At 55.3% G+C, this 14,190-nt stretch carries 12 protein-coding genes and 1 tRNA gene; 4 read left to right on the forward strand and 9 right to left on the reverse strand.

Features of this window, described 5'->3' with window-relative positions:
• Positions 1-56 precede the first annotated feature (56 nt).
• Together ACFPLB_RS04930 and ACFPLB_RS04935 are read right to left on the reverse strand one after the other, a co-directional pair.
• Complete coding sequence (locus ACFPLB_RS04930; RefSeq protein WP_378228231.1) at positions 57-980, reverse strand: carbohydrate kinase family protein; 924 nt, start codon at positions 978-980, stop codon at positions 57-59.
• Positions 981-994: 14 nt separating this feature from the next.
• A complete protein-coding gene (locus tag ACFPLB_RS04935; protein ID WP_378228232.1) occupies positions 995-2,221 on the reverse strand; it encodes an ROK family transcriptional regulator in 1,227 nt (408 codons plus the stop codon).
• A 206-nt stretch (positions 2,222-2,427) separates the two neighbouring features.
• Here ACFPLB_RS04935 and ACFPLB_RS04940 point away from each other — a divergent pair, with 206 nt between their 5' ends.
• Positions 2,428-4,056, forward strand: a complete 1,629-nt coding sequence (locus tag ACFPLB_RS04940; protein ID WP_378228233.1) for an alpha-D-glucose phosphate-specific phosphoglucomutase — start codon at positions 2,428-2,430, stop codon at positions 4,054-4,056.
• 6 nt (positions 4,057-4,062) lie between these two features.
• Here the strand turns inward: ACFPLB_RS04940 and ACFPLB_RS04945 are convergent, their stop codons facing one another.
• The gene (locus tag ACFPLB_RS04945; RefSeq protein WP_378228234.1) at positions 4,063-4,782 is read right to left on the reverse strand and encodes a TadG family pilus assembly protein; all 720 of its coding nucleotides are present in this window, start codon (positions 4,780-4,782) and stop codon (positions 4,063-4,065) included.
• Entirely contained in the window at positions 4,782-5,171 is a 390-nt protein-coding gene (locus tag ACFPLB_RS04950) for a TadE/TadG family type IV pilus assembly protein (RefSeq protein ID WP_378228235.1), read from the reverse strand. Before ACFPLB_RS04950 ends, ACFPLB_RS04945 begins: the two co-directional genes overlap by 1 nt.
• A gap of 466 nt (positions 5,172-5,637) precedes the next feature.
• Here ACFPLB_RS04950 and ACFPLB_RS04955 point away from each other — a divergent pair, with 466 nt between their 5' ends.
• Positions 5,638-6,243, forward strand: a complete 606-nt coding sequence (locus tag ACFPLB_RS04955) for a L,D-transpeptidase (protein ID WP_378228236.1) — start codon at positions 5,638-5,640, stop codon at positions 6,241-6,243.
• A 69-nt stretch (positions 6,244-6,312) separates the two neighbouring features.
• Here the strand turns inward: ACFPLB_RS04955 and ACFPLB_RS04960 are convergent.
• Positions 6,313-6,389: transfer RNA gene (locus ACFPLB_RS04960), tRNA-Pro, on the reverse strand.
• A 100-nt stretch (positions 6,390-6,489) separates the two neighbouring features.
• On the opposite strand from ACFPLB_RS04960, the gene ACFPLB_RS04965 reads away from it, so the two are divergent.
• Positions 6,490-8,010: a phosphomannomutase/phosphoglucomutase gene (locus ACFPLB_RS04965; protein WP_378228237.1), complete on the forward strand. Its 1,521-nt coding sequence runs from the start codon at positions 6,490-6,492 to the stop codon at positions 8,008-8,010.
• A 161-nt stretch (positions 8,011-8,171) separates the two neighbouring features.
• Here ACFPLB_RS04965 and betB read toward each other — a convergent pair whose 3' ends face one another.
• The 4 genes from betB to betI are packed head-to-tail and all read right to left on the reverse strand — an operon-like array spanning position 8,172 to position 13,454.
• A complete protein-coding gene (gene betB / locus ACFPLB_RS04970) occupies positions 8,172-9,635 on the reverse strand; it encodes a betaine-aldehyde dehydrogenase (RefSeq protein WP_378228238.1) in 1,464 nt (487 codons plus the stop codon).
• Between the two features lie 47 nt (positions 9,636-9,682).
• On the reverse strand, positions 9,683-11,335 hold the full coding sequence (gene betA, locus ACFPLB_RS04975; protein WP_378228239.1) for a choline dehydrogenase: 1,653 nt from the start codon (positions 11,333-11,335) through the stop codon (positions 9,683-9,685).
• Positions 11,336-11,337: 2 nt separating this feature from the next.
• Complete coding sequence (betC, locus tag ACFPLB_RS04980; RefSeq protein ID WP_378228240.1) at positions 11,338-12,864, reverse strand: choline-sulfatase; 1,527 nt, start codon at positions 12,862-12,864, stop codon at positions 11,338-11,340.
• The gene (gene betI / locus ACFPLB_RS04985; protein ID WP_378228241.1) at positions 12,861-13,454 is read right to left on the reverse strand and encodes a choline-binding transcriptional repressor BetI; all 594 of its coding nucleotides are present in this window, start codon (positions 13,452-13,454) and stop codon (positions 12,861-12,863) included. The genes betC and betI overlap by 4 nt, the downstream gene beginning before the upstream one ends.
• Positions 13,455-13,569: 115 nt before the next feature.
• On the opposite strand from betI, the gene greA reads away from it, so the two are divergent.
• A complete protein-coding gene (greA, locus tag ACFPLB_RS04990; protein ID WP_378228242.1) occupies positions 13,570-14,049 on the forward strand; it encodes a transcription elongation factor GreA in 480 nt (159 codons plus the stop codon).
• Positions 14,050-14,190: the final 141 nt, after the last annotated feature.

Raw genomic sequence — 14,190 nt, forward strand, 5'->3', positions numbered from 1 at the left:
ACATTATACAACTTGAGTGGGGTTAAGAGTTGATTATATGCGGTTGCAAGTTGAAGTCAGGCAAGTTCATGACGCCATGGCGGGTTAGCACCGGCGCGTGATACGCTGATGGCGGCTGCATGGCTGGCCATCTCAAGCGCTGCATGTAATTGTTCGGCGGAAAGCAGGGCTGGCCTGCCTTTGCCCAGCAGACCCTGAGCTTGCAGCGAGGCGAGCAGGCCGCCATTGAACGTGTCGCCCGCACCGACTGTATCCACCACCTCGACTGTCGGGGCGGCAATGGCGATACGGTGATTGCGCGTATAGCCGACCGTGCCTTTTTCGCCATGGGTGATGACAATGAGGCCGGGCTCGCGCCTGAGCCGGTCTTGCGCAAAATCATCCGGCGATCCGGCATGACCAAACCATGCCAAGTCTTCATCTGAGAGTTTGACGATGTCGGCCATGGTCATCATGGAGTTGATGCGGGCACGATGTCTGGTGTGGTCGTCAATGAAGTCCGGCCTGATATTGGGGTCAAGGATCATGGTTCGGTTTTGAGATTCGCGCCGCATAAAAGTTTCATAGGTGCTGCCGCAAGGCTCGGCAATCAGGCTGATGCCGCCAAACAAAAGGGCTTCAACTTCATTGCCAAGGGCTGGCAGGTCAGCCTCGACAAGCATTCGGCCTGCCGTATTTTCATCAAAGAAGAAATAGCTGGCCTGCCCGTTATTGAGTTGCACAAAGGCGAGTGTGGTGGGAAGCGGTGAGGGATGAAGATAACGCTCATCGACGTGGCTGGCTGCAAGTGTCTTGCGCAGCAACTGGCCAAACATGTCGCTGGAAATGCCGCAATAAAGGCCGGCATTTGCACCAAGCCGTCCCAGTGCAATGGCGCTGTTGAGCATTCCGCCACCGGGATAGGGTGAAAAAGCCGTCTCGCCAAGGGTTGAACGGCGTGGCAGCATGTCGATCAGGGCTTCACCGCAGCATATTATCATGGGAGCTGTCTGTTTCAGGTGCTACCAGCAGCAAGGGCCGGGCCAATCAGAAAGCGTTCTGACAGTGGCAGGCTGGCAGCGCCAAGGGCACGGGCATGGATGCCGATCGTTCCTTGCCTGACATGTGGGACACACAAATCATCTGTGTCGATTTTGCCAATGGCTTCACACAGGGCTTCAAACAGCCGCTCCCTGACGGATACAGGCATCCAGCCATCAATGATGGCTGCTTCAAAATCAATGACCGAGGCTGAGGAAATTATGGCATGGGCCAAAGCGCTGGCTGCATCCTTGATCCACTCATCGACAATCGGCCCCAGATCGCCCCAGTCTTCCGGTGTGGTCCACAGATGCGGGGCTTTGATGCCTTGCGCATTCAGTCGTTTTTCCAGAACGGCAATGGAGGCTATGTCGAGAAGTTGCGCAGGCTGGCCATTTTTGCCCGGAACCGGCATCGACCCTAATGCGCCAGCATTTCCGGTCGGGCCGGTATAGAGCCTGCCACCGAGCACAATGCCGCCGCCAGCCAGTGCGCCGATATAGAAATAGACGAAATCGCGCAACATGCCGGTCTGGCCGAACACCAGTTCTGCCCCGCAAGCAGCAGTGGCGTCATTTTGCAAAAAGACGGGATAATCGCATAAGGGCTGAATGGCGGCGCGTATATCAGGTGGCTGGTGTTCAGTGACAGTTTTATCTGGCGCTGCTGTTTTTTGAGCCCATTCCCAGAGGCGGAAAGGCATGGCGATGCCAAGCCCTGCAATGCGCTTTTGCTGTGCGGGGGACAGGCTGGCGCACAGTTTTGTCAGGCCGTTTGAGACAAATTCAACAGTGTCGCAAAAAACCGGATAGCGGTAGGAAAGCCGTAATGAAGCACGTGTGCTGCCCAAGAAATCAATGAGCAGCAGATCGCAACTGCGTCGGCCAATCTTCAGCCCGATGAAGAAGGCGCCATCCGGGTTCAGCGACATCGGCACGGAAGGCTGCCCGATCCTGCCGCGTTTGGGAGCCTGCTTTAAAAGCAGGCCATCACGTTCCAGCTCGCGCATGATGACGGAAATGGTCTGTGCAGAAAGCCCGGTTCGGCGCGTAATATCGGATTTTGAAAGGCTGCCATGCAGACGCACCAGCGATAGCACAAGCCGCTCATTGTGATCACGCATTCCGCTTTGATTGGCGCCGCGGTGAAGCCGGGGGTCCACGGTTTCGGTCAAAGCATGTTTGTCTGTACCGCTTTCCACAGCAGCAGGTCTCCTCCCGAACTTTCCAATCTTTGGCAAGAATGTTGATCTGGTGCAATGTCCTGATCATCAAATCATCATGATTTGAGTGTTTCGCAAAGTTGATGGATGAAAAATGTAAAGCCTGTCAGCAGCAAGGAAACGAAGCGTGGTTTCATGCGTTGGGCTGTGCCCCATGAGATTTGTTGAAAAAAGAAAGCCGACAGATGATACGCACCGTTGCAACAACGCCCTTCACTGACCAAAAGCCGGGCACGTCCGGCTTGCGCAAAAAAGTGCCGGTTTTCCAGCAGCCCCATTATGTGGAAAATTTCATTCAGTCGATTTTTGATGTGCTGCCTGCTTTCAAGGGACGGACCCTGATTCTGGGAGGGGATGGGCGCTATTATAATCGCGAGGTGATCGGCAAGGTTATTGCCATGGCCGCTGCCAATGGGGTGGGCAAGGTGATGGTGGGGAAAGGCGGTATTCTTTCAACGCCTGCTGCCTCGCATCTTATTCGCAAATACAAGGCTTTTGGCGGCATCATCCTTTCTGCCAGCCATAATCCGGGCGGGCCGAAGGGTGATTTCGGCATTAAATACAATGCTGAAAATGGTGGCCCTGCACCGGAAAAAATTACAGATGCCATTTATGCACGATCAAGAAAAATCGGTGAGTATAAAATAGCAGAAATCGCCCCGGTCGATCTTGACCGGACAGGTACGGTCGAGGTTGGCGCCATGGTGGTGGAGGTGGTTGATCCGGTTTGCGATTATGCCGATCTGATGGAAAGCCTGTTTGATTTTACTGCGCTGCGACGCCTTTTTGAAAAGGGTTTCCGGATGCGCTTTGATGCCATGCATGCGGTGACCGGGCCTTATGCGAAGGAAATTTTTGAGAACAGGCTGGGTGCGGCTGAGGGGTCTTGTCGTAATTTTCATCCGCTGCCGGATTTTGGAGGTCATCATCCTGATCCCAATCTGGTTCATGCCAAGCATCTTTATGATGAAATGATGGGGCCGGATGCGCCCGATTTTGGTGCGGCTTCCGATGGGGATGGCGACCGCAATCTGATTATCGGCAAGGGTATTTTTGTAACACCGTCAGATTCACTGGCGCTGCTGGCGGCCAATGCGCGGGTTGCGCCTGCCTATATGACGGGGCTTGCCGGAATTGCCCGCTCGATGCCGACCAGTGCTGCTGCCGACCGGGTGGCGCATAAACTGGGTGTCGGTCTTTATGAAACCCCGACCGGGTGGAAGTTTTTTGGCAATCTGCTCGATGCGGGCCTGGTCACGATCTGTGGCGAGGAAAGTGCAGGGGCCGGCTCCAGCCATGTGCGTGAAAAAGACGGCCTGTGGGCTGTCTTGTTATGGCTTTCAATTCTGGCTGCACGCGGCGAGAGCGTGAAGGACATTGTTGAAAAACACTGGGCTGAATTTGGCCGCAACTATTATTCACGCCATGATTATGAAGAAATTAAAACTGAACAGGCCACAAGGCTGATGGAAGGGTTGCGGGCGCGTTTGCCCAGTCTTGCCGGGACACAGGTGAGGGGCCTGATCATCCAGTCTGCGGATGATTTTACCTATCATGATCCGGTTGATGGCTCGCTGAGCGAGCAGCAGGGGCTGCGTATTTTGTTTCAAGACGGATCACGCCTTGTCTTGCGCCTGTCGGGAACCGGCACCAGCGGAGCAACCTTGCGCATCTATATTGAGCGTTATGAGCCGGACCCGGCCAGACATGGGTTGGAAACGCAAGACGCACTGGCTGAGTTGATTGCGGCTGCCGATGATCTGGCAGGCATTGCCCGCCATACCGGTCGCAATCAGCCCAGCGTCATTACCTGAACCATATTACTGGACCAGAACAGGAATGGCTTTGCCTGGTCTGCTTGCAGGCGCAGTTTTAGTTTGAAGTGGCGGTGGGCTTGAAGACAACCGAAAGGGGCTGGCGGTGGCGTCAAGGTGAGCGCGCGCCTGGGCAGACCACGCGACTTCATTCTCTTCGCCGCCCGCCAGCCATGGCGCGCCTTGTGTAGGCTCGCCGATTGAAAGTCCTGATTGGATATTATGGCCCCTGTTGCTGGCGACAGCCCGGGTGCGGATGATGGGGGGCGTTACCAGACCATCGCCGAAAAAAAGATGGCTGACCGTATGAAGTGTGATCTGCACCGCATTATAGGGCTGCTTTTGCGACTTAAAACGCCTGGCATGGGGCTGCTTTCCATCAGGCGTGTAATGACCGCGTATTACGGTGACCACCGGACGGTCGGGCGTTGGCGGTGTTGCTTGACCGATCTGGCTTATATGAATGCGGCCAAGGTCATTATTGGCAAAAATTGATGTGATTATCTGTTCGGCGCTGTCCATATTGCCCGCAGCTGCAATGGCGGCCAGATCGGTGACAGCCTGCGCATGGCGGTGTTCCAGATAAAGTGCCGCCGTGCTGACGGTGAAGGCGCTCAGCATGAACGAAAAGGGCAGGGCAAGCGCAATCATCACCACAAAATTACTCTTGCTGTTGGCAATAAATGTCTGCTGTGCGGGCTTTTGGGGGGAAGAGCCGGGGCGCATCACCGCCCTCCCAGTCTGATGGTTGAGTGTCGGCGAATAATTCTGGGCGGCATGTTCATGCCCCGCAGCAGCCCCCAGACCGGCAGGTTGGTGGCTTCATAGCTGACGAAAACAACAAGCTGGTTTGCATCTATGGGGCTGTCATGAACCTCCACACCAAGTTCTGAAGGGTGAAGAAAAGCATAGCTGGCTGCATTGCTGCTGACATAATCTGTGGCGAGTTGTTTTCGTTCTGTAGCCGAAAGACCGCCCATTGCCGTGCGGGCTGCATCGGCGGCCAGTTGCTGCACGGAATGGCTGGCCCCGAAATAAATACCATAGCCAAGCATTCCCATCAGCAGCATCAGGAAGATGAGCCATAACAGGCCAAGCTGTGCGGGAACGGCCACAGGCAGTGCCGCTAATGCTCGTTTCAGGAATCGTATTGGGGACCGCACCAATGATGTTGTTTGGGGGCGTTCTCGAATGATGCGACCTGTGTGATGCAAAGTGCCGGACATACAGGAATTAACCCGTATACATCTTTAGATTGCATAATTATATATTACTACTAAAAGTAGTGATTGCGTGTACCGGGTTGCAAGAGGTCAAAATGGAGCGTTTTGTACTCAGGTGATTGCGTGGAAGTGAAAAAATTGTTCCATTTTGCTACAGGAGAATGGGCACAAAATATGCTTGTCCAGTCATGCTGGCCTGTCCGGTGGCCCCCGACAGCTATTTGTTTTTACGCCTGTCTTTATCCCAAAACGGGGTGTTGAGTTCCAGAGACATGCTTTATTATTGCAGTAGTGTAATTATTTGTTAACCATACCAGCCTAACCGATTCAGGCGGATATAGCGGATCAGGATGGGCGGATGTCATTTTCACGCAGAGCTTTTATCGTCGGACTGCCCTTGTTCATGGCAGGCTGCACAAGCAGCCGATATGCAAGTTACGGGGCGCTTCACGATGAGCGGTTCCCGATTGCGGCCATACCTTTTTCCGAAATAAAACCTGAATTACGACGCACCGAGGTGGCTTATAGCAGCAGTCAGCCAGCCGGCACCATTGTGGTGAACACGCCGGAACGCCGCCTCTATTATGTTTTGGGCAATGGGCGTGCGGTGCGTTATGGCATTGGCGTGGGGCGTGAAGGTCTGGCCCTGCAAGGTAATGCAACAATTGGCCGAAAGGCTGAATGGCCAAGCTGGACACCAACCCCCAATATGATGCGCCGTGATCCGCGCAATCTCAAATATGCCGGTGGCGTGCCGGGTGGACCAAGCAATCCACTGGGCGCACGGGCGCTTTATCTTTATCGGGGCGGGCGTGACACCATGTTTCGTATTCATGGCACGAACCAGCCCAAAACCATTGGCGGGGCGGTTTCCAGCGGCTGTGTGCGTATGATGAACCATGATGTCATCGACCTCTACCAGCGTGTGCAGCCGGGCACAAAAGTCGTCGTCATTCAGGCATGATTCCAGGTTGTTTCAGGTGGGTTTTTGTGGGGTAGCTATATCGGGGATTGGCTAACCTGTTGATTTAACTGGTCGGAGTGGCAGGATTTGAACCTGCGACCCCATCGTCCCGAACGATGTGCGCTACCAGGCTGCGCTACACTCCGTAACCAGTGGCGGGCTTATAGCGCTGGTATTTCAAACCTGCAAGGTCAATGCACGACAATTTACTAGCCGGTGGCAATTGTTTTAAAAGAAAGGCCGGACGTGAAGCTGACCATTGTTGAACAGGCGCGCCCTAATACATTTGAATTTGAGACTGAGGCGCTGATCAAGCCGACCGGATTTCGTGAATATGATGCGCGCTGGTGGTTTGGCCGACCAGGCAGCGACAAGGAACCCGAACTGAACCTGATTGGCGTGCAGGCGCTGGGCATGGGGCTGGGAACGCAGATCCGGCGTATGGGGATCAGCCCGAAAATTGTGGTCGGGCATGATTTTCGCCAATATTCCCTCAGCATCAAGCTGGCGCTGGTTTCTGGCCTGATGGCGGCAGGCGCGAAAGTAAAAGACATTGGCCTTGCGCTTTCGCCGATGGCCTATTTTGCACAATTTGCGCTTGAGACGCCGTCAGTGGCCATGGTCACGGCCTCACATAATGAAAATGGCTGGACCGGGGTGAAAATGGGAGCGCAACGGCCTTTAACCTTTGGGCCCGACGAAATGAGCGGGTTGAAAAATATTGTGCTGGCAGGTGATTTTGACCTTGTCGGTGGTGGCGCCTATGAATTTATAAGCGACTTTCGCAAGGTCTATCTTGATGATCTGGTTGAGGGAAGACAGATCAGCCGCAAGCTCAAAGTGGTGGCAGCCTGCGGCAATGGCACGGCAGGTGCTTTTGCCCCGGAAGCGCTGGAGCGTATTGGCTGCGAAGTTATCCCGCTTGATGTGGAACTGGATCACAGTTTCCCACGCTATAATCCCAATCCTGAAGACATGCAGATGCTGCATGCCATTCGTGACAAGGTTCTGGAGACGGGAGCCGATATCGGCCTTGGCTTTGACGGCGATGGCGATCGTTGCGGTGTCGTCGATAATGAGGGCAACGAGATTTTTGCCGACAAGGTGGGGGTGATGCTGGCGCGTGACATTTCACGCCAATATCCGGGGGCTTGCTTTGTCGTGGATGTCAAATCAACCGGCCTGTTCAAGACCGATCCGCAATTGCAGGCGCAGGCGGCAACAACCGATTATTGGAAGACCGGCCATTCCTATATCAAACGGCGGGTGGCTGAACTGGGGGCGATTGCCGGTTTTGAAAAATCCGGCCATTTCTTTTTCAATCCGCCGATCGGGCGCGGCTATGATGATGGGTTGGTAACGGCCATTGCCATATGTGGAATGCTGGATCGCCGCCCGGATAGCTCAATGGCCGATCTCTACCGTGAACTGCCTTTGACCTATGGCACGCCAACCATGTCGCCGCATTGCGACGATCAGTTGAAATATGGCGTGGTGGAGCGGGTGCTGGCCGATTTCAAGCGCATGAAGGCTGATGGCGAACGCTTTGCCGGGCAGGAAATTGCCGAACTGGTGACGGTCAATGGTGTGCGGGTGGTGGCTGAAGACGACACCTGGGGGCTGGTGCGCGCTTCTTCCAACAAGCCCGAACTGGTGGTGGTGGTGGAAAGCCCGGTCTCTGCCGAGCGACGGCGCGACATGTTTGAAGCGCTGGATGCTGTCTTGCGCCGCAGCCCTGAAGTGGGCCCTTATAACCAGACTTTTTAAGTAAAGACTGTACTGGGCCGAAAACGCATATGGTTTTCGGCCTAGAGCATCGGACCAAAAAGTGGAATCGGTTTTTGGATAATTCCGATGCTCATTCAAAGAGTTAGAGCGTCCTTTGTGCGTCCGATAGGACGCACGGCGCTCTAGTGGCTGAAATTTATTCAATAGGGACTATCGACATCGCCGGTCTCTACATAGACCGATTTGAGCTGCGAATAATGGCCAAGGGCTGCCAGTGAATTTTCGCGCCCGATGCCCGACTGCTTGCTGCCGCCGAATGGCAGTTCGACTGGGGTGAGATTATAGGTGTTGATCCAGCAGGTTCCTGCCTGCAACTGGCCAATAACACGGTGGGCACGGGCCATGTCGCGGGTAAAGACCCCGGCGGCAAGCCCATAGTCCGTGTCGTTGGCGCGGGCGATTGCCTCGCTTTCATCCTCAAAAGACAAAACACTCATGACGGGGCCAAAAATTTCTTCCCGTGCAATGCGCATCGCATCGGTGACATTGGTAAAAACCGTTGGTTCAACAAAAAAACCACCTTCAAACCCTTGCAGGGAAGGTGCATTGCCGCCGCAGGCAAGGGTAGCACCCTCCTGCTTGCCGATCTCAATATAGGACAGAACCTTTTCATGCTGGGATTTGTTGACCAGCGGCCCCATCTGGGTGTCGGGATCAAGCGGGTCGCCGATGCGGATTTTTTTCGTGCGCTCGACAAGGCGCGTCACAAAACGCTCATGCAGGTCTTTTTGAACAAAGACACGGGTGCTGTTGGAGCAGATCTGGCCGGTGGAATAGAAATTGCCAAGCATGGCGCCGCCAATGGCATTTTCAAGATCGGCATCGTCAAAGATGATGAGGGGTGATTTGCCGCCCAGTTCCATCGTGGCATGTTTCATTTCAGTTCCGGCCTGAGCCAGAACACGCTTGCCGGTGGGGACAGAGCCGGTCACTGAAACCTTGGCCACGCCCGGGTGGCTGACCAGCGCTGCGCCAGTTTCGCCATAGCCTTGCACGACATTGAACAACCCGTCCGGCAGGCCAGCCTCGGAATAGATTTCTGCCAGCGCCAGTGCTGAAAGCGGCGTATTTTCCGATGGCTTGAACACCATGGCATTGCCCATGGCCAGCGCTGGGGCCGATTTCCAGCCAGCAATCTGGATCGGATAATTCCAGGCGCCAATACCGACGCAAACGCCCAGCGCTTCGCGGCGCGTATAGGCAAAAGACCCGCCAAGATCGATATGCTCGCCATTGAAACTGGCAATGGCTCCGGCAAAGTATTCAAGGCAATCGGCAGCCGAAGGCGCATCGGCCACCAGTGTCTCCTGTATGGCCTTGCCGGTGTTGAGGGTTTCAAGCCGTGCCAGCGCCTCATTGCGTTCGCGCAGCAGGTCGGCTGCACGGCGCAAGATACGGCCGCGCTCTACCGGCTTGAGGTGCGCCCATTCCACTTGTGCTTCACGGGCCGATTCAATGGCCAGTTCAATAATATTGGGCGTGGCTGCATGGAGCGTGGCAATGCGCTCGCCGGTGGCGGGATAGATGACGGCAATTTCTGCGCCGCGATCATCGTCGATATAGCGGCCATTGACATAATGTGAGGCGGTGGGTTGGGCGCGCATGGGCAAGCTCCGTTGCTGGTGCAGATTATATGGGGCGGGAGTTTGGATCATCTGTCCGACTGACGCCAGCGCGGATTGATCCATGGCTCCTGATTGGAGGGGGGCAACGGTGTGCGGCCCAGAATATGGTCGGCAGCTTTCTCGCCGGTCATGATGGAGGGGCCATTCAGATTGCCATTGGTAATGCGCGGGAAGATGGAGGAATCTGCAACCCGTAATCCTTCCACACCAATGACCCGGCATTCAGGGTCCACTACACTCATGAGATCGTCAGCCCTGCCCATACGGCAGGTGCCGCAAGGGTGCAGCGCGCTTTCAGCCTGATCGCGGATAAAGCCATCAAGTTCGTCATCAGACTGCAAATGCGAGCCGGGCGCAATTTCCTTGCCACGATAGGCATCAAAAGCGGCCTGGCCAAAGATTTCGCGGGTGAGGCGGATGCAGTGGCGAAACTCAGTCCAGTCATCGGGGTGCGACATGTAATTGAAACGGATGACGGGCTTGTCCCATGCATCGGGTGAACGCAGCGTGACCGAGCCGCGTGATTTGGAACGCATCGGGCCGACATGAGCCTGAAAGCCATGGCCGCCAGCAACCGCCTTGCCATCATAACGCACGGCAGCAGGAATGAAGTGGTACTGAATATCGGGATAGTCGATACCAGCGTGAGAGCGCAAAAAGGCGGCTGCCTCAAAATGATTGGTGGCGCCCAGGCCATTCTTGAACAATAACCAGCGCGCCCCGATCAGGGCTTTGGAAAAAGGGTTGAGCACGCTGTTAAGCGTAATCGGCTGGGTCGATTCCTGCTGGATATAAAGCTCAAGATGGTCTTGCAGATTGGCGCCGACGCCGGGCCTGTCCGCGATCACCTGAATGCCATTTTCCTGCAAATGCCGGGCTGGACCAATACCAGACAGCATCAGGATCTTGGGCGAGTTGATCGAGGACGCGGCAATGATAACCTCACGTTTTGCCTTAACCACCTGAATCTTTTTGCCAGCTTCGATTTCAACGCCGGTGGCGCGTTGATTCTCAATCACCACTTTACGGGCAAAGCCACTGACAAGGCTGACATTTTTGCGTTTCAGGGCAGGGCGCAGATAGGCATTGGCGGTTGACCAACGGCGACCATGATGGATGGTCTGCTCCATCGTTCCAAAGCCTTCCTGTTTGGAGCCATTATAGTCATCCGTCAGTTCAAAGCCGGCCTGTTTTCCCGCTTCGATGAAGGCGGCATAGAGCGGGTTTTTGCGTTTGCCACGCTGGACATGCAAAGGCCCGTTTGTACCGCGCCAGCCCTGTTCACCGCCATGGGAATGTTCCATGCGCTTGAAATAGGGCAGCACATCAGCATAGCTCCAGCCGCTTGCACCCTCCTGTGCCCAGTGGTCAAAATCATGGGCATGGCCGCGCACATAGACCATGCCATTGATAGAGGATGAACCGCCCAACACTTTTCCGCGCGGTGTGATCAGCTTGCGCCCGCCCAGATGCGGTTCCGGCTCGCTGGTAAAGCCCCAATCATAGCGCGCCATGTTGAGCGGAATTGAAAGGGCCGATGGCATCTGGATCAGCGGACCGATATCGGTGCCGCCATATTCAATGACGATGACCGAATGTTTGCCGTCTTCGGAAAGCCGGTAGGCCATGGCGGCACCGGCCGAGCCGGAGCCGATAATGACGAAATCAGCTTCAAGCATGGTTATTCACCCCGGGGAAAGCGTTTCTGGTCTTCCAGAATGTTGAGGTCCATATGGTTGCGCATATAGCGCTCGGAGGCTTTTTGCAGGGGCTGAAAATCCCATGGGAAATAAGCGCCATTGCGCAGTGCCGGATAGACCACCCAGCGCCGGGCCTGACTTTGGCGCACGGCTGCATCAAACTCCGCCATGTCCCAGCGGGTACGGATTTTTTCCATGAATGCGGCCACCAGACCGGCATGTTGTGCCTCTTGCGCCAGATTGGTCAGTTCATGCAGATCAGATTCAAGATCAAACAGTTGCGGTGGATCGATCTCGCAATGCACGAACTTGTATTTGCCATCGCGCATGGCAACCAGCGGTGCATAAGAGCCTTCCGCGGCATATTCCATCAAGACAGGTTCGGCACGTGCGCCGCCTTGCAGAAGTGGGGTAAGCGATTGCCCGTCTGTCCAGGGCATGATGGTGGAAATGTCGATCCCGGCAAGGTCACACAAGGTCGGGCAGATATCGAGATTGGAGACAGGCGTTTCAATGTGAGAAGGGGCAATAGTCGAGCCGGCAATCATCAGCGGCACCCGCGCGGAGCCTTCAAAAAAGCTCATCTTGAACCACAGCCCGCGCTCGCCCAGCATGTCGCCATGGTCGGAGCAGAACAGGATAATGGTGTCGCCGGCCATGCGGGTACGTTCAAGCACGTCAAGCAATTCACCGATCTTGTCGTCAATATAGGAGATATTGGCAAAATAGCCCTGGCGTGAACGGCGTATGTTTTGAGGCGTGATGTCAAAACTGGCATAGTCGCTGGCCAGATAAAGCCGCTGTGAATGGGGGTCTTGTTCTTCTGCCGGAATAAAGCCGGTTTCCGGCTCCAGTTGCGGGCAGTCTTCGTAAAGATCCCAGTATTGGCGACGCGCAACATAAGGATCATGCGGATGGGTGAAGGAGACGGTCAGGCACCAGGGGCGACGGCTTTCATCATCGGACTGCCGCGACAGGTCATAGAGTTTCTGACCAGCTAAAAAGGCCACTTCATCATCATATTCCATCTGGTTGGTGATTTCGGCACAACCGGCACCGGTGACGGAACCGAGATTGTGATACCACCAGTCAATGCGCTCGCCCGGCTTGCGGTAATCCGGGGTCCAGCCAAAATCGGCAGGATAGATGTCTGTGGTCAGCCGCTCCTCAAAGCCGTGCAACTGGTCTGGCCCGACAAAGTGCATCTTGCCTGACAGGCAGGTATTGTAGCCTGCACTCCGCAGATGATGGGCAAAGGTGGGGATGGAGGAGGCAAATTCTGCCGCATTGTCATAAACGCCGGTGCGCGAGGGAAGCTGGCCGCTCATGAAGGAGGCGCGCGCCGGAGCGCAAAGCGGTGAGGCGGTGTAATTGTTGCGAAACCGGGCTGAGCGTGCCGCCAGTTTCTTCAGATGCGGAGCATGAAGAAAATCTGCCGGGCCATCCGGGAACAGGGTTCCGGCAAGTTGATCGACCATAAGGATGAGGAAATTGGGGCGTGTGCTCATTGTGACATGGCCTGTTGTTTGAGGGTGGCGGTGACGTAATCTTCCACAAGCGAGATGGCGCTGGCTGGATTGGGCAGGCCATCACGCAGTGCGCGGCGGATATAAAGACCGTCGATCATGGCGGCGATGGCTTCGGCCATGCGTTCGGCCTCCGGGCGCGGGACAAGGACGACAAGCCCGCTCATCAGATTGGAATGCAGCCGCCTTGCGTAAACGCGCAGCAAACGCCGCAAGGGCAGCGAGTTTTGCGCCTCGACATAAAAGGCAAGCCAGGCGTGAACCGTTTCTTCCCGAAACTGCCCGGCATTGAAATTGACGGCAATGATGGCAGACACCCGCTCACGCGGCGAGGTGGCCTGGTGAAGGGCGTTGACCATGTCGTGACCCAGATCGGCCAGCAATTGTCGCATTGTGGCTTGCACAAGCTCTTCTTTCGGGCCGAAATAGTGATGCGCCAGGGCTGAGGAAACACCGGCGCGCCCGGCAATCTCGGCGACCGTGACATTGAGTGTTCCGCGCTCACCTATGGTTGAAATTGTTGCATTGATCAGCGCCTTGCGGCGCAGCGGCTCCATACCGGTTCGGGGCATTATCTTTCTCCTGCCTGTATGGAGTTTATTTTTAATTGACTGGTCAATCAACTAAAATTGCCAAGGCAGACCATATGGTTGCTTTTTATCACCCGGTCTGCGAGCCTGAGCAATTATGAGCAGAGCCTTCACCCGAGAAGAAGACAATGAAAATGCTGCTGGCGCGCTTGGCGAGCGGCCTGTCAGCGCGCACCGCAATCTTGTAACGGCCAGGGGGCTGGCCATGATCGAGGCCGAACTGGCGCAATTGCAGGAAGAAATGACAAATGCGCAGGCCAATAATGATCGTGAGCGGGTGGCGCTGATTTCGCGCGATTTGCGCTATTGGGCGGCAAGGCACGCAAGTGCTGAAGTGTCGGCGCCGGAAGCGGGTTCTAATGTCGTGCGCTTCGGCATGGTGGTGGCGCTGGAAGATGAGGACGGCAAGCCGGTGCGCTGGCGTATTGTCGGAGAAGATGAGGCAGACCCCGCACAGGGCTCCATTTCCCATGTTTCGCCCATGGCGCGCGCATTGTTTGGCCGCAAGGTCGGCGAGTTGGTCAGTGTCAATAACCGCGAATGGGAGATTATCGGCATGTCAGTTGAGGATGACTGATATTTTTCCGGTTTTGCTTAGGGTCAGGACCTGTTTCATCACAATGAAGTTTTTGGGCTCAAACAAGATACGTCTTTGAATTTGGCCGCTGGCTGACTATACCCAAAAGCCTGTGAGGGTCTGATCCTGAAAAAAAAGTGC

This window comes from Aquamicrobium segne, from assembly GCF_042656785.1.
Lineage (GTDB): Bacteria > Pseudomonadota > Alphaproteobacteria > Rhizobiales > Rhizobiaceae > Mesorhizobium > Mesorhizobium segne.